This is a genomic window from Candidatus Kryptonium sp. (assembly GCA_025060635.1).
Classification (GTDB): Bacteria; Bacteroidota; Ignavibacteria; order Kryptoniales; family Kryptoniaceae; genus Kryptonium.
In genome coordinates this window covers 687,007-703,424 of sequence record JANXBN010000001.1, presented here as the reverse complement: position 1 = coordinate 703,424, position 16,418 = coordinate 687,007, and the positions used below count along the sequence as shown (strand labels likewise).

Sequence of the window (16,418 nt, the reverse complement as noted above, 5' to 3'; positions counted from 1 at the left end):
TTCCTTGTTTTGTAAAAATTTAATTTTTTGAGCACAAATTTCAAAGTTTCGGCCAAAATTTATAAATTTTTAAAAATTGCAAATCAACAGAGAAATCCGATGATTACCGAAGAAATCGTCAAATCCATTACTTCAAAAGCGATAAAAAAGGGAGCCGATGAATGTGATGTTTTCATTTCAATAGATGAGGAATTTTCAACAACAATAAAAGATGGAGAAATTGAATCTCTAAAACAAGCGATAAACCACGGGCTTGGAATAAGAATCTTCAAGGACAAAAAGATTGGTTTCGCTTATACAACCGATTTCTCAAATTTTGCGATTGAGAAAACAATAGATGAAGCAATTTCACTTGCGAGAAACTCAATGCCCGAGCCCGATAACGAACTACCCAAAACAGAAAATAACATTCAAGCGCAAATTAAAACTTTTGATCCTGTAATCTTCTCAATAAGCGTTGAACGAAAAATAAAAATTGCTAAAGAAATAGAAAACATCGCGAAATCTTTTGATCCCAAAATCAAAGTTGAATCAACTGGATTTGGAAACTTAATTCAGAGAAGAATAATTGCAAATTCAAACGGATTTTTCGGTGAATATGAAGGAACAATCTTTGAAATCTATTGCTCCGCAATAGCATCTGACAAAGCCGAAAGTCAAACTGGTTATTATTCGTCCGTAAGTAGATTTTTTGAAAACCTTCAAACACCCGAACATGTTGCGAGAAACGCAAGTGTTCGCGCTCTTCAACTTTTGAATCCGAGAAGAATCAAAACAGGAAGATATCCCGTGATATTTGATCACACAACCGCTCCAACCATTGTAAGCTACATAGCAACCGCCGTAAACGGAAAAAACAGCTATAGAAAGATGAGCTTTCTTTTTGATAAAATAGGAGAGAAAGTCGGAAGTGAAAACCTTACTATAATTGACGACGGACGCCTTGAGGCAGGGCTTGCTTCAAAACCATTTGATGACGAGGGAATTCAAACGAAGAGGAAAGCAATTATTGAAAATGGGATTTTAAAAATGTTTCTTCTTGATTCAATCACTGCAAAAAAATTTTCACAAGAGCCAACTGGAAACACTTATAGAAGATACGACACAATTCCAGCACCTTCACCATTGAATTTTTACATTCAGCCTGGTTCAAAAAATCTTGACGAAATAATAAGCGAAGTTAAAGAAGGTTTACTTATTACAAAACTAATTGGTTTTGGTGTTGATATTGTTTCTGGCAACTTTTCAAAAGGCGCAAGTGGCTTATGGATAAAGAATGGTGAAATAACATTTGCAGTTGATAAGATCACAATAGCAGATAACTTAAGTAACATTATGAAAAACATCATCGCGGTTGGAAACGATCTCGTTTTCTTCAGTAACATCGCATCCCCATCAATTCTTATTTCTGAAATGACAATAACCTGCGATTAAAATAAATTTTATTCAAAAAACATGCGAGATTATAACGAACTTGGCACGGATGCAGTTGTTTTCATTCAGCAAAGTCAAGACAGCGACGCTGTTAAAAAGTTTAAAAAGATAGCTCGGAACATATCTGAGAAAGATGTTGAATATGTTGAACAAAACTTTTGGGCTAAAATTTCAAGGTTAAAAAGCAGAATTGATTTCAAACGCGATCTTATTGCACTTTACAAATTTATGAAAGATCCCGCTGTTTCGTTTCTTAGAAAGGCGATTGCAATAGCAGCGCTTGTTTACTTTATCTTGCCCCTTGATTCAATACCCGATCTTTCTCCGTTGATTGGACTCATTGATGACCTTGGAATTATAACAATGGTTGTTAAATTTTTAAGCAAGGAGCTTGAGAGATATTACTGAGATATACAACCGATTTACAGAAGGAAAAAAACTAATGATAGATCAACAATGCCTGAATATGGAATTATTCTCTTAAACCTCGGTGGACCTGATTCAACAAAAAGTGTTGAAAAATTTCTCTACAACCTGTTCTCAGATCCAGACATATTCAAATTCCCTTTCCCCTCGTTAACACAAAAAGCCTTCGCAAAATTAATTTCAAAATTAAGATCAAAAAAAGTTTCAAAATACTACCAAAAAATTGGCGGTCGCTCTCCGATTTTGAGCTATACCCTCGTTCAAGCGAAATTATTAGAGAAAAAACTTGAACCATTCCTTGATTGCAAAGTTTACATCGGAATGAGATATTGGAGACCATTCATAGACGAGGCACTTGAAAGAGCTTTGAAAGATAATTCACAAAAGATAATCCTTCTTCCCCTTTATCCACAATACTCAACCACAACCACTGGCTCAAGCTTCAATGAATTCTATCGCGCCATGAAAAGATTAAACATAATCTCTCACGGATTTGATATAAAGCAAATAATTGAAATAAAAAGTTATCCCGATAACGAGCTATACATCAAGGCACTTGCAGAAAGGATTGAAGAAGCAGTTGAAAATTTCAATGATGAAGATTTCAAAAGTTTTGCTGTGTTATTCAGCGCCCATAGCTTGCCTGTTAAACTTATTCAAAATGGTGACCCGTATTTTTACGAAATCACGAAATCTTACAACGCTGTAACGAACTATCTGCAAAATAACTCCAAATTAAAGGAAATTTTCAAAAACACGAGAATGATTCTTTGTTTCCAAAGCAAGGTCGGACCTACAAAATGGCTTGAGCCGTCAACGGTTGACTCAGTGATAAAACTTGCTGATGAAGGAGTTAAAAATTTGCTTGTTGTTCCACTTAGCTTCGTGTCAGATAACATAGAAACGCTATATGAACTTGGAATCTTTGTCAAAGATATTGCTATTAAAAATGGAGTTCAAAAATTCATCGTTACTGAAGCTTTGAACGACTCTGAAACATTTATTGAAGCTCTAAAAAACATAGTTCTGGAGGCAGTTAAAAATGAAAAATAGTGCAATAATCATCGGAGCAGGAATATCGGGACTTACAACCGCTTTTCTACTCAAAAAGAACGGGCTAAATGTCACAGTCCTTGAAGCGGAAAAAGAAGTCGGTGGGACGATGAAAAGCAAAAGAATAAATGGATACCTCGTTGAACTCGGGCCGAATAGTGCTCTTGAAACGACGCCACTTTTCAAGCAAATCGCTGATGAAGTTGGAATTTCAAACGAGATGATTTACGCAAATGAATCTTCAAATAAGAGATACATTCTTAAAAATGGGAATTTATATCCGATCCCGATGAAACCTCAGGACTTTTTTAAGAGCAAATTATGGAGTTGGCGCGGAAAACTTCGCATAGTTCTTGAACCATTTCACGGTCGCGCTAAAAATAGAACAAATGATCCATTTTGGGAAGAAACAGTTTCACAATTCGTTAGAAGGCGACTCGGTAATGAATTTCTTGACTATACCATCAATCCATTTGTTGCTGGTGTATATGCTGGTGATCCAGAAAAACTTGGAGTTAAATCAGCTTTTCCACGACTTTACGCACTTGAAGAAAAATACGGAGGTTTGATCATCGGAACCATAAAAGGAGCTAAAGAGAGAAAGCGAAGAGCGGAACAATCAAAAATAACAGCTAAAATGTTTTCTTTCATCAATGGCATGGGAACTTTGCCAAAAGCAATAGCAAATTACCTTGGCGATTCCATTATATTTGGTGCAAATGTTAAATCAATTAAAAAGGACAATTTGGGATACATCGTTGAATTTGAAAAAGATGGGAAAAACGAAAGCATTTACTCGGAGATAGTTGTCGTCTCAACGCCCGCTTATATAGCTGGAGAAATAATTGCTCAATTATCAAGTGAACTTGAAAATACTCTAAAGCAAATTTATTATCCACCAGTTGCAGAGGTCGTATTTGGCTATAAAAAAGAACAAATCGGTATTGAGCCAGATGGTTTTGGATTTTTAACGCCTGAAAAAGAGAAACGAAAAATTCTTGGCACACTTTGGAATTCAACCATATTCCCACAGCGAGCCCCGGAAGGATATGTTGAGTTCACTACATTTGTTGGGGGAACAAGACAACCAGAAATTGCTCTTAAAAGTGACGATGAATTAATAAAAATTGTAAGCGATGAATTGAAAGAAATAATGAAGATCAATGGTGAACCAGAATTTATATGGATTTCAAGATGGGAAAAAGCCATACCTCAATATAATGTCGGACATTTAAAAATTATGGCCATGATAGATGAATTTGAGAAGGCAAATCCTGGAATTTATCTATGCGCAAATTATCGTGGTGGAATTTCGGTTGGCGATTGCGTCACGAGCGCAAGCAAAATTGCAAATAAAATTTTAAATCAAAAATGATAAGAAATTTCCAAGAGCTCATTGAAAAAGTAAAGGGAACATCAAAAACAATAGCAGTCATATCCGCACATCAAGAAACAGCGCTTTCAGCAGCAATTGAAGCAAGGAAACAAAAAATAGCTAACTCAATTTTAATAGGAGATTCACAAAAAATTTCCGAGATGCTCAAAGAACTTGGAGAAGATCCGACAAATTTTGAAATCATTGAGGAAAAAGATCCAGCAAAAGCTGTTTTAATTGGAACTTCGCTTGTAAGAGATGGGAAAGCACAAATAATTTTGAAAGGCAAGGTTGATACTACAACATTGATGAAAGGTGTTCTAAACAAAGAAGCAGGACTTAGAACAGGTAAATTGTTAAGCGATGTATTCGTTTTTGAGTACCCAGAAAAAAAAGATGAATCAAAGTTTATTCTCATGTCGGACGGAGGCGTGGTTTTAAATCCGACGCTTGAGCAAAAAATTGAAATAATAAAAAACGCTGTTGAAGTTGCACATAAGCTTGGCTTTGAAAATCCTAAAGTTGCCGTGTTATCAGCAACAGAGCTCGTAATTGAAGAATTAACCTCAACCACAGACGCTGTGAAACTAAAACAACTTAACATTGAGGGAAAGATAACGGGCTGTGTTGTTGATGGTCCTCTTGCTCTTGACCTTGCTATTTCGGAAGAATCAGCTCTTGAGAAGGGAATAAAATCGGAAGTCGCCGGAAAAGCTGACATTTTAATAGTTCCGAACATTGAAAGTGGGAACATACTTGGAAAAAGCTTGACTTATTTCGCACACTATAAGATCGGTCATGTCATCGCTGGTGCAAAAGCTCCGGTTTTAATCCCGTCAAGGTCGGACAAGATGGAAGCAAAATTGAATTCAATCGCGCTTGGAGTTTTAATGACGCTTTAAAAAATCTAACTTTTGAAAATTTCGTTAAGGCCAAAAGTTGTTCATTAAAATGAAACAACCCACCTCCTAATTTTTATGTCCAGTAATGGATTCAAGGTTATAAAATGGAGGTGGGTTAAAAAAGTTTGATTACTCCGATTTTTCAGATTTAGTTGTTTCCGTTTTTGTTTCAGAATTTGATCCGTTTTTTGAATTCCCACGCTTATAATCGGTTATATAAAATCCCGAACCTTTGAAGATTAAACCGACCCCGCCGCTTATCATTCTTTTTACACTGCCACCACATTTGGGGCAAATTTTTATCGGTTCATCGTTTATACTTTGAAATTCCTCAAAAATGTAACCACAAGTATCGCATTTGTACTCATATGTTGGCATATGCCTTTGCTACACCTAATTTTGTTTTTAATTTCTCCCTTGCAATTTTGAATAACATTACAGATTTAGAAAAAAGTTTCAAATTTTAATCCCTTAGTTTTTCAATGGCTCTTTTGAACCTCTCAACACCTTTCATCAAATCCTCCATAGAAGCAGCGTAAGAAATCCTAACACATTCATCCATTCCGAATGCCTCCCCGGGAACGATTGCTAATTTTTCTTCTTTAAGTAAAAACTCACAAAAATCGTTTGAATTTCTTATGACCATGCCATTGTAGCTTCTACCGTAGTAAGCTGAAACCTTCGGAAAAACATAAAATGCACCAGAAGGGACGAAAATTTCTATATCGGGGATTTGCTTGAGCTCGGAACAAATGAAATCTCGCCTTATCTTAAACTCATTAACCATCTTCTTCACGGGCTCCTGCGTCCCTGTTAATGCAGCAAGAGCTGCTTTTTGAGAAATTGAACATGCATTTGATGTCATCTGACCTTGAATCTTATTTGCGAGCTTAACTATTTCTTCTTTCGCTCCAAGGTATCCAATTCTCCAGCCAGTCATAGCATATGCTTTTGAAACACCGTTAACAGTTATCACAAGATCTCTTAACTCTTTAATTGAAGCCATGCTGAAATGTTTCCCTTCGTAAAGTATTTTTTCATAAATCTCATCCGAAATTACGAAGATATTTTTTTCATACACAACTTCAGCGATTTGCCTTATCTCATCTTCTGTGTAAACTGTACCTGTTGGATTTGACGGTGAATTAAGAATGAGAGCTTTCGTTTTCTTCGTTATCGCTTCCTTGAGTTGGTCAGGAACTATTTTGAAGTTCGTGCTTATATCTGTTTTCAAAATTACCGGCACAGCATCTGCAAGAGCAACCATTGGTGGATAACTCACCCAATATGGCGCAGGAATTATTACCTCGTCCCCGGGATTACATATCGCTTGTAAAGCATTGAAAATTGAATGCTTCCCCCCATTTGACACCAATATCTCATTTGGTTTATACTCAATATTGTTGTCACGACGGAACTTTTCAATAATTGCATTTATTAGCTCTGGTATCCCTTGATTTTGGGTGTACTTTGTGAAATTTTCCCTTATCGCTTGAATTGCTGCTTCTTTTATGTGCTCTGGTGTTGGGAAATCAGGTTCTCCAGCACTTAATGAAACAACATCAATCCCTTGAGCTTTCATGTTTTTTGCAATTGCCGAAATGCGAAGAGTTTCTGATTCAGGTAAGTTTAGTATTTTTTCAGAGAGTTTAAGCATTAGGTTCTCCTTCTCATGTTTTGCTTTTGCTTAAATTTATCTTTAAGCATTTTTTCCACTATTTTCGGGACGAAATTACTAACATCGCCTCCAAAGGAAGCTATCTCACGAACTATCGTTGAATTCAAATAAGTATATTTCTCGTGTGGGACGAGGAAAACGGTGGTTATATCACATATTTTTCTGTTCATCAAAGCCATTTGAAATTCATATTCAAAATCTGAAACCGCGCGCAATCCCCTTATTATTGCTACCGCATTTTTCATCCTTGCGTAATCAACGAGAAGACCATCAAAGCTGTCAACCTCAACATTATCATACTTTTTCACAACCTCCTTTATCATTTTTATTCTTTCCTCAACTGTAAAAAGCGGTGTTTTCGCTACATTTTTAGCAACTGTCACGATGACTTTATCAAACAACCTTGAAGCACGTTCTATTACATCAATATGCCCATTTGTTATCGGATCAAATGTCCCAGGATAGATTGCGATTTTCATGACTTTTTACTCCTTATATTTAAAAATTGTGAATGCGGTCTTCCCGAACTCTCTTCTTGTGACAATTTCAAAAGGTATCATCTCAGGGGCAAAGACAATTCTTGAATCATGCTCAACCGAGAAAAATCCGATCTCACTTAGCAGTTCCCTTTCCCAGATCTTGTAAACAAGTTCGTTAAAATGTGGATACATATAAGGTGGGTCAGCAAAGATAAGATCAAATTTTTCGTTTGAATACTGAATAAATCTCAAGGCGTCATCATTCACAATTAGAATTTTATCCTCACAACCGAGAACTTTCGCGTTTTCTTTTATCATTTTAAGCGCTCCGTAGTGATTATCAACGAAGATAACTTTTTCAGCACCTCTACTTAAAGCCTCAAAGCCAAGCGCGCCAGTTCCAGCAAAAAGATCAAGAACGAAAAGGTTTTCAAAACTAATTCTATTTGATAAAATGTTAAAAAGTGCCTCTTTTACTCTATCTGAAGTAGGTCTTACAGACTCATTCTTTGAAATTTTTAACGAACGCCCTTTATATTTTCCGGTTATTATCCTGACCATAACATTCTTAACATAAGCCCTATATTTGGAGCGAAAACAGAGGCATTTTGAGGATTTGCCTTTATATCAAGGAACACTGGAGAATCAAACGGATTAAGAAGCAGGAACTTATTTCCCAACATCCCACTTACTAAATCAATTGCCTCCTCACTTACTTCGCCATAAAAAACAAACTTTTCAAATCCAGCAGAAATGTAATCATTTATCAATTTTATGACGAAATATCTCAAATCCGATTCGCTGTTGACGACATAGTAAAAATATTTTTGAAATTCATAGTTTTTGAACAAGCTCACATCAATCCTTCTCTCCTTCAACCCAACAAGGACAAAGTCACTGTAAATATACTTTGATCGCGTTGGACTTATCCTTTCCCTCAAGCAATTCTCAGCAGCGAAATGATCAATATCAATTATCTGAACCTTTAAATTTAACTTGTCAGCTATCGTCTTTAAGAAAGAAATTATTTCCTTCCTTACAGCAGCAACGAGCATCTTTTGGATTTTTCCGATTCCAAACCTGTAACCTCTAATTGTAAAGTTATGCACTGATTCACCAGGGAAATAATGAAAAACCTCCCACAACAAATGTTCATTTAATTCCTGTTCAGATAAGTTGGAATCAACAGGAATGACATTCAAAAATGCGAATTCAGTGTCAAGACAAAAAGAAATTTTTGTGAATTTTTCACTTATGTTTATTGATGAAGAAATAGCCGATGCTATTTCAATTGCCTTTTCAAAAGAGAAAGTTTCAAGACATAACTTTTGGGTTAAAGTTTTTTTTAGAACTAACTTTTTGGATAATTCCTCGGTCTCAGCTATATCTATCCGTTCCCTGCCAAGTTTTACAGTTATGAAAATCATTTACTCCCATGATACTTTATTCACATCCTCTGGCTTATCTTTTGAACCAATTGTTCCATGACCGTATGGACATTCAACCCAGTAATACTTTCCAAGCGAATCAGCACCAATTACATAGTATTGATTCAGCTTCGGACAGCGACGAAGTGAGTCAGGGTTAAATTTTTCTGCTGCGGTTGAAAAGAAAAGTGAATCTGGTATATTTTTTACCTTTATAAATGTGATAAGCGAGTCAATGTTGCCTGTGTATTTTCCGTATTCATCAAAATACTTTAGCTCCGCCTGCCTTATGTTTTTCATCCTGAATCTACATATCTTCTTTAACTCCTCTTCAGCTCTAATTTTCATCGCTGGGTCATAAATTGTGTAGACAAGGATACCAACCAGAACAACTATCAAAATTTCAAGAATAATTGAGCCTTTTGCTTTTGCTTGCGGCATTTACTTTCTCCTTTTGTTTTAATTTGTTGTCAAATAATTTTTTATCCTTTCAAACTTCTTCTGTCCTATCCCCTTGACATTCATTATATCCTCAATTTTTCTAAATTTCCCGTAAATCTCCCTATGCCTTATTATCTGCTCAGCTGTTTTCTCACCGATGCCGGGAAGCTTCATTAACTCCTCCTTGGTTGCAGTATTTATGTTCACTTTAAAAGGCGCTGAACCAGAACCTTCATCAACAAAGTTATTATCTACATTTTTACTTCCAGCGGATACATATTTTTCAATTTCAGCGGATCTTTGTTCAAATTCTTTGTCAAAAACAGAATAATCAAATTTCGCGGTTTCCTTTTTGATAACATCACCCCGAACAAGTTTTATTGCAATCCCGGAAACAAAAGCAACGATTAGAAACCAAAAGACGACGCTTTCGGATCTCGTTAAGCCAATCGCATCGTTTATTTTTTTGAAAATGCTTTTCAACTCTCAAATTTTTTACGGTTTCTTTTGACTTTTCAAATTTAAAAAATTATTCCAACTTTATCAAGAATGAGCACACGACCCGATAAAGCCCTGGTAAAATTTAAAATTCGCTTAAAATTCATTTTAAATCTCGCCTTAATTTTTTAAATTTATTCAGCCCAAAACAAAATGACTTAAAATTTATGCTTAAGAAAATCTTGCTCTTAATCGTTTTTGCCCAAGCTATGGTTTTTTCGCAATCCTCAAATGAATCATTTATTTCAAAGCGAAAACTTACAGCGCTTACATATTCAGTTTTTATACCTGGTGCTGGTCAATTTTATCTGGGCCACAAAATCAAAGGCGCACTTTTTACCTTAACTACCTTCGGGTCGCTCATCACAGCAGTTGTATCACAAAATAATCTTGTTGGCGGAAACGAAAGACTTGAAAATTTAGAGATTCAGTATCAAAGCACAATGAATTGGGAAAGAGCAGAACAAATATGGCAGGAGATGTTGCAGGTTAAAGCGGGCATTGATAGAGATTACAAAAGAAGGAACCTTTTTCTTGGTATAACAGCTGGGCTTTGGGCTGTAAACATAATTGATGTACTTTTCTTTACAACAGATAAAGGTTCTGGAGACATTTTCGGCGAAAACACTCCTTTCATCGGAGTAGAAAGCAAGGGTGGGAAATTTATGATTTCAGCAAAATTTAAATTTTAAAAAAGCCAAATGATGCGCGAAAAGTTAGAAAAACTTCTGAACGATTATAAAAATGGAAAAATTAGCGTTGATGAATTTTTAAACGAGTTAAAATGGTTTCCATTTGAAAACATTGAATTTGCGAAAGTTGATCATCACCGAATGCTTAAACACAACTTCCCCGAAGTTATACTTTGCCAGTGGAAAACACCTAAACAAGTAAGGGAAATAGCAAAACGAATACTTGAAAAATCCAAATTCCTTCTCGCAACACGAGCTAATTTAGAACACTTTAAAGAAGTCAAAAAAATCGCAAAAGATGCAAAATATAACGAGCTGGCAAGAACGATAACTGTAATTCGTGGAGATATAAAGAAAGACGACAAAAAGGGGAAAATTTTAATTATAACTGCTGGAACCGCGGACCTGCCCGTTGCCGAAGAAGCAAGAGTAACAGCAGAGATACTTGGGAATGAAGTTGAAATTTTATACGATGTTGGAGTTGCTGGGCTTCATCGCTTGCTTTCAAATTTTGATAAGTTGAAAAGTGCAAGCGTTATAATTGTTGTCGCTGGAATGGAAGGGGCATTGCCAAGTGTCGTAGGGGGACTTGTTGGAGTTCCAGTTATAGCTGTTCCGACATCAATTGGATATGGTGCAAACTTTAATGGGCTTGCACCTCTTTTGACTATGCTTAACACTTGTGCACCAGGCGTTGTTGTTGTAAACATTGACAACGGATTCGGTGCAGCATTTGCCGCAACTCTTATGAATAGAAAGTGAAAAGCGAAATGAAAAAAGTTTCAATCAAATATGGAAAGACGGAGATAGAAATTGAACTTCCGGATCATTCCGTTGTTTTAGAACCTCCATTGAGACCCCCAGAAAGAGATGAGATTGAAATCATAAACGATGCACTTGATAATCCAATTGATGCTCCGAAACTTGAGAATTTTATTCATCCAAGTGATAAAGTTTTGATTATCGTCCCGGATAAAACGAGAAAGGCGCGCGTTGATTTAGTTTTAAAATTCATTTTACGGCGACTTAAAAACACAAATGTAAAAATTTTATTTGCAAATGGCACCCACGCAAAACAGACGGAAATAGAGAAACGAGAGATACTTGGAGATGAAGTTTACAACAACTTTGAAGTTTTTGAACACGATGCTTATGCTGATAATTTTGAATATTACGGAAAGACGAGGTTTGGAACTGAAATTTTTTTGAATCCTCTACTTTCATCAGTTGATAAAATCCTGTTGATTGGCTCAATCACACACCATTATTTCGCCGGTTTTGGTGGCGGAGCAAAAATGCTAATTCCAGGCGTAGCGTCATATAAAACCGCCGTTCAAAACCATAAACTTACCTTAACATCCGACGGCAATTTAAATCCAAATGCAACGAACCTCAAACTTGATGGGAATCCCATTTACGAAGACATAGTTGAAGCGATGAAACTTTGCAATCTCAAGACATTTCATTTTGGTGTTGTTCTTGACGAAAATGACAAAATTGTTTCAGCTTTTTCAGGCGATGTGATTTCTTCACATAGAGCTGGTGCTGAATTTGTTAAAAAGTTTTTCACAATACCGGTGGATAAAAAATTTGATATCATCATATCAAGCGCTGGTGGTTTCCCGAAGGATGTTAATTTCATTCAATCACATAAATCACTTCATCATTCACACTACATTTTAAAAGAAGGTGGATATTTGTTCTCATTTACTGAATGCAGAGACGGAATCGGCTCAAGAACATTTCTTGATTGGTTTAAATTTGAAAACCAAGACGAAATGAAAAAACATTTACTTCAAAATTATTCAATGAACGGTCATACTGCGCTGTCATTGCAAAATAAATTGAAAATTGCTAATATAGTTTTAAAGTGTGAACTTGAAAAAAACTTGCTTGAACTAATGGGACTAAAATCGCTTGATGATATAAGCATCTTAAGAAATCTTACTGGCTCAATAGCAGTTATAAAAAACGCTTCGCTTTACTTACCAACTTATACCGGAGGGAAGTAATAATGCAACAGGTGATTGAATCGTTGAAGAAAAATAAACTATTCGGAAGCGTCGGGGAAGAATTGATAAACGAAATTGCTCAAAATTCATTTATTGAAAATTACAAACCTGGTGACATTATACTTCGCGAAGGTGAATCTGGTGACAAGGTCTGCCTGATTGCAGAAGGTAAAGTGAAGGTTGTTAAACTTGCTGATTCAAAAGGTAAAATTTTGATGGAACTTGAAGACGGTGATTTCTTTGGCGAGATGTCATTGATTGACCTGCGCCCTCGTTCCGCAAGCGTCGTCGCATTGACCGACTGTAAAATAATCTCAATTCCCGCAAACGAATTTGAAAAACTTATTCATTTACACCCTCAAATCTTGATCAACATCTCAAGGACATTGAGCGAAAGATTAAGGAAGTCAAACGAGAAAATTTTGAAAGATTTTCTTGAGTATGAAAAGGAAATGACGGAACAGGTAAACAAACTGAATTACCTAATTGAGATCACCAAGCGTGTGAACTCAACTATAGATCTTGATGAGCTTTTGAAAATCATACTTGAAATCGCCCTTGAAATTACAAATGCGGATAGAGGGACTGTTTACCTTGTTGATGAATTAACAGGTGAGATATGGTCAAAGGTTCTTCAAGGAAATGAAATCACAGAAATTCGTCTTCCCATAGGAAAAGGCATCGCAGGATATGTAGCAAAAACTGGAGAGACAATCAACCTTGAAGATGCTTATAAAGACCCAAGATTCAACCCTGAAATAGACATCAAGACAGGATATAGAACGAAAACAATGCTATGTCAACCGATAAAAGATAAAAACGAAAAAATTGTTGGAGTATTTCAATTGATAAACAAAAAGGATGGCGTTTTCACAAAAAAAGACGAAGAAATGCTAAACGCACTTTCAATCCACGCTTCAATTGCAATTCAAAACGCAAAGATGGCACAGGAACTTGTAAACAACGAGCGTCTTGCTGTGATTGGAAGAATGGCAAGCGCAATTATTCACGACATAAAAAACCCCATGGCGACGATAAAAGCATACGCGCAGGTTCTAAGAAAAAAAGTTGGTGAAAGCGAAGCAATTCAACTTGTTGATGAGGTCATAAAGCAAATTGATCGGCTCGTTAATATGGCTCAAGAGATACTTGACTTCTCAAGGGGTGTTTCAAGTTTGAGCTTTTCAAAGATAAAACTCGGTGATTTCCTTAATGGCGTGATAGCGTTTTTGGCAATGGATTTTGAGAAAAACAAAATTCAAATTGAAAAAATGATTGAATATGATGATGAGGTTGAGATTGATGTTGATAAGATGACTCGCGTTGTTTTCAATATCGCTCATAACTCAAGGGATGCGATGCCGGAAGGAGGGAAATTCATCGTAAAAACATGGCTTGAAAATAATTTCTTCTACATGCAATTTACCGATACAGGAAAGGGAATGCCAGAAGAAGTTAAGAAAAAACTTTTTGAACCATTTGTCACATATGGAAAAAAGCACGGCACTGGACTCGGAATGGCGATAACCAAGAAAATCATAACCGAACATAAAGGAGAAATTTTCGTTGAAAGTGAGCTTGGAAAGGGAACGACGATAACAATTAAACTTCCTTTAACACAAAAATAAAATGGGAAACGCATATGTTTGATAAAATTTTTCTTCTGCTTGTAATTGCAATGATTTTATCTGTTATTTTCACAATACTTGCCTTCACACAGGAAAAGAAGCTAAATGTTGAAACACGAATGGTGAAATTCAAAAGCGGCGATGAGGAAGTTTCAGCTTTCCTTGCGGTTCCAAAAATTAAAGGTAAGTTCCCAGCGATCATATTAATCCACGAATGGTGGGGTCTTACCGATTGGGAAAAGGAAAACGCTACAAGATTCGCAAGCCAAGGATATGTCGCTATTGCCGTTGATCTCTATCGTGGCAAGCTTGCAAAAACACCAGAAGAAGCAAGATCATACATGCAATCGCTCTCGCTTAATACGGTCATTAGAGATATAAAATCAACACTTGAATACCTTAAATCAAGAAACGATGTAATTCCCGATAAAGTTGGAATAATTGGATGGTGTATGGGTGGAGGATTTGCTTTGAGAAGTTTGATTGAAATTCCAGATTTAGCAGCGGGCGTCATTTGCTACGGTCGTCTCGTTGAAGACGAACAGCAACTTGAGAAAATAAATGCACCGATCCTTGGTATCTTCGCGGAAAAAGATCGCGGTATACCAACAGATGCAGTGAAAAACTTTGAAGAAAAGATGAAAAAACTCGGCAAGAAAATTGAAGTTAAAATTTACCCCGATGTCAATCATGCCTTTATGAACCCGAACAACAAGAACAATTACGATGAAATTTCAACCAAAAACGCATGGGATCTAATTGACAAATTTTTCAAGAAGAATCTAAAAAACGATAAATAAAACTAATCCTTCAATAGCTCGTCAACGAGCATATCAACATAGTTATTTCTCTCGCTTATCGTGTTCCAGTGCTTTATGAAGACCGAGCGAAGCGTCGTTAAAGATTCGTCATCAATCTCAAAATTGTGATTTATCTTCTGAGCGGTCAATTTATCAACGATAAATTTAGAAAGAATGAACTTGGCATTTGGATTCTCAACCGAAAGGCGGTTATAAATTTTGAGCGTTTTTTGATTTATCTCGCTAAGTTTAAAATTTCCATCATGTCTATAGAAACAGAAAATGTCAAGGTCTGGTTGAGTTAGCGGTGCAAAGCCATCCAGATTTTTTATCTTTTGATAAAGATAATTTGCAGTTTTTAAGGTTTGAGCAAGGATTTCCCCAAACCCATTTCTATTAAGCGGTATCACTCTATGCGTAAGCCAAACAGCGCCAGCGGATGCTCCTGGTCTTGATCCTTCAAGCTGAAACATTCCGATATTCGGTTTATCTTTTTTGTGATATGTGTAAGGCGAAGTGTTAAGTATAACTTGTCTTAAATTTTCGTCTTTGTATAAGACGCCACCAGCTCCATACATAACAAGTCCATGTTTATGCGGATCAATTGTTAAAGAATCCGCTTCAGAAATTGCAAGCAAATTGTCATACACAAATTTTTTCAACGGCACATTCAGCATTGAGAAATCAATTAATTTATACTCTCCATCAATTATCAAAGTGCGAAAGTATCCTCCATACGCTGCATCAATATGCAAGTGGAAATCGTATTTTTCTTTCAAATTTAAAATATCAACCAACGGGTCAACTGCGCCAGCCCCTGTAGTCCCAAAGTTTGCCATTACGAACATTACTTTATTTCTCTTTAAGACGCTCTCAAGTTGATCAAGGTCAATTCTATAATTTTCATCAACATCAATTTCAACGAAATCAACTTTTAAAATTGAACAAATTCTTTTCCACGAATAATGAGAACCTTTTGAGAAAACAGCGATGCCGTCTTTTCTTAAATCTCTTACAGCCCAAAGTGCCTCAAGATTAGCAAGTGAGCCACCGCTTGTCAAATGTCCCCAGCCTTCTTTGAATCCCACAAGTTTCAAAAGATCTTCAACAACTTCCATTTCCATCTCCGTAGTCACAGGACCACCTTCGTAAGCATGATTATTCGGGTTTGTCAACATAACCGCAAAATAAGCAAGTAAGGCTGGAATTGACGGATCTTTTAACATCTGAGCTGAATATCTCGGATGAAAGTATGGAAGATTTCCCTCAAGCCGTTTCAAAAATTCATCAAAGATTTTTTCCAAATTCTCCGATTCAATCTTATAAGTTTCAGAACTGAAAAAATTTTCAGGATAAACCGATGGATCATCAAAAAAATCCTCACGCCATCTTTTGTTCCATTCAATTGCCTTGTGAATGAGCTTCTTGAAAAGCTCAATGTTTTCTCCCTTCGGACCGAGAAAATATGTGAATAGAGTTTCCATAGGCAAATCGCCGTGAATTTCTGTTTTTGCTTTTTAAAGATAACAAATTTTTCCCAAAGTTTTATCTTGACCTCTAAATTTTTTTTGTT

Annotated in this window: 18 protein-coding genes; 10 read left to right on the top strand and 8 right to left on the bottom strand. The window is 36.2% G+C overall.

Going from position 1 to position 16,418, the window contains the following annotated elements:
• Positions 1-27: 27 nt before the first annotated feature.
• From NZ923_03365 to NZ923_03345, 5 genes are read left to right on the top strand one after another with little or no spacing between them, the layout of a single operon-like run.
• Complete coding sequence (locus NZ923_03365) at positions 28-1,434, top strand: TldD/PmbA family protein (protein ID MCS7229058.1); 1,407 nt, start codon at positions 28-30, stop codon at positions 1,432-1,434.
• A gap of 21 nt (positions 1,435-1,455) precedes the next feature.
• Positions 1,456-1,842 carry a YkvA family protein gene (locus NZ923_03360; protein MCS7229057.1) on the top strand — a complete coding sequence of 129 codons (387 nt, stop codon included), beginning with the start codon at positions 1,456-1,458 and terminating at the stop codon, positions 1,840-1,842.
• Between the two features lie 48 nt (positions 1,843-1,890).
• Positions 1,891-2,913, top strand: a complete 1,023-nt coding sequence (hemH, locus tag NZ923_03355; GenBank protein ID MCS7229056.1) for a ferrochelatase — start codon at positions 1,891-1,893, stop codon at positions 2,911-2,913.
• Positions 2,903-4,288: a protoporphyrinogen oxidase gene (gene hemG / locus NZ923_03350; protein MCS7229055.1), complete on the top strand. Its 1,386-nt coding sequence runs from the start codon at positions 2,903-2,905 to the stop codon at positions 4,286-4,288. The genes hemH and hemG overlap by 11 nt, the downstream gene beginning before the upstream one ends.
• The gene (locus NZ923_03345; protein MCS7229054.1) at positions 4,285-5,190 is read left to right on the top strand and encodes a bifunctional enoyl-CoA hydratase/phosphate acetyltransferase; all 906 of its coding nucleotides are present in this window, start codon (positions 4,285-4,287) and stop codon (positions 5,188-5,190) included. The genes hemG and NZ923_03345 overlap by 4 nt, the downstream gene beginning before the upstream one ends.
• A 129-nt stretch (positions 5,191-5,319) precedes the next feature.
• Here the strand turns inward: NZ923_03345 and NZ923_03340 are convergent, their stop codons facing one another.
• The 7 genes from NZ923_03340 to NZ923_03310 form a co-directional block, all read right to left on the bottom strand.
• Entirely contained in the window at positions 5,320-5,568 is a 249-nt protein-coding gene (locus tag NZ923_03340) for a zinc ribbon domain-containing protein (GenBank protein ID MCS7229053.1), read from the bottom strand.
• Between the two features lie 85 nt (positions 5,569-5,653).
• Positions 5,654-6,847, bottom strand: a complete 1,194-nt coding sequence (locus NZ923_03335; protein ID MCS7229052.1) for a pyridoxal phosphate-dependent aminotransferase — start codon at positions 6,845-6,847, stop codon at positions 5,654-5,656.
• Positions 6,847-7,347 carry a pantetheine-phosphate adenylyltransferase gene (gene coaD, locus NZ923_03330; GenBank protein MCS7229051.1) on the bottom strand — a complete coding sequence of 167 codons (501 nt, stop codon included), beginning with the start codon at positions 7,345-7,347 and terminating at the stop codon, positions 6,847-6,849. Before coaD ends, NZ923_03335 begins: the two co-directional genes overlap by 1 nt.
• 6 nt (positions 7,348-7,353) lie before the next feature.
• Complete coding sequence (rsmD, locus tag NZ923_03325) at positions 7,354-7,908, bottom strand: 16S rRNA (guanine(966)-N(2))-methyltransferase RsmD (protein MCS7229050.1); 555 nt, start codon at positions 7,906-7,908, stop codon at positions 7,354-7,356.
• A complete protein-coding gene (pilM, locus tag NZ923_03320) occupies positions 7,896-8,774 on the bottom strand; it encodes a pilus assembly protein PilM (protein MCS7229049.1) in 879 nt (292 codons plus the stop codon). Before pilM ends, rsmD begins: the two co-directional genes overlap by 13 nt.
• Positions 8,775-9,215 carry a hypothetical protein gene (locus tag NZ923_03315; GenBank protein MCS7229048.1) on the bottom strand — a complete coding sequence of 147 codons (441 nt, stop codon included), beginning with the start codon at positions 9,213-9,215 and terminating at the stop codon, positions 8,775-8,777.
• A gap of 18 nt (positions 9,216-9,233) precedes the next feature.
• On the bottom strand, positions 9,234-9,698 hold the full coding sequence (locus NZ923_03310; protein MCS7229047.1) for a helix-hairpin-helix domain-containing protein: 465 nt from the start codon (positions 9,696-9,698) through the stop codon (positions 9,234-9,236).
• A gap of 182 nt (positions 9,699-9,880) precedes the next feature.
• Here NZ923_03310 and NZ923_03305 point away from each other — a divergent pair, with 182 nt between their 5' ends.
• From NZ923_03305 to NZ923_03285, 5 genes are read left to right on the top strand one after another with little or no spacing between them, the layout of a single operon-like run.
• Positions 9,881-10,405, top strand: a complete 525-nt coding sequence (locus NZ923_03305) for a DUF5683 domain-containing protein (GenBank protein ID MCS7229046.1) — start codon at positions 9,881-9,883, stop codon at positions 10,403-10,405.
• Between the two features lie 9 nt (positions 10,406-10,414).
• Positions 10,415-11,167 (top strand): nickel pincer cofactor biosynthesis protein LarB, encoded by a 753-nt coding sequence (gene larB / locus NZ923_03300; protein ID MCS7229045.1) that lies wholly within the window; start codon positions 10,415-10,417, stop codon positions 11,165-11,167.
• 8 nt (positions 11,168-11,175) lie between these two features.
• Positions 11,176-12,417, top strand: coding sequence for a nickel-dependent lactate racemase (larA, locus tag NZ923_03295; protein ID MCS7229044.1), 1,242 nt, complete (start codon positions 11,176-11,178; stop codon positions 12,415-12,417).
• Between the two features lie 2 nt (positions 12,418-12,419).
• A complete protein-coding gene (locus tag NZ923_03290; GenBank protein ID MCS7229043.1) occupies positions 12,420-14,045 on the top strand; it encodes a cyclic nucleotide-binding domain-containing protein in 1,626 nt (541 codons plus the stop codon).
• Between the two features lie 14 nt (positions 14,046-14,059).
• Positions 14,060-14,845, top strand: coding sequence for a dienelactone hydrolase family protein (locus tag NZ923_03285; GenBank protein MCS7229042.1), 786 nt, complete (start codon positions 14,060-14,062; stop codon positions 14,843-14,845).
• A 2-nt stretch (positions 14,846-14,847) separates the two neighbouring features.
• Here NZ923_03285 and NZ923_03280 read toward each other — a convergent pair whose 3' ends face one another.
• Positions 14,848-16,329 (bottom strand): aminotransferase class I/II-fold pyridoxal phosphate-dependent enzyme, encoded by a 1,482-nt coding sequence (locus NZ923_03280; protein MCS7229041.1) that lies wholly within the window; start codon positions 16,327-16,329, stop codon positions 14,848-14,850.
• Positions 16,330-16,418: the final 89 nt, after the last annotated feature.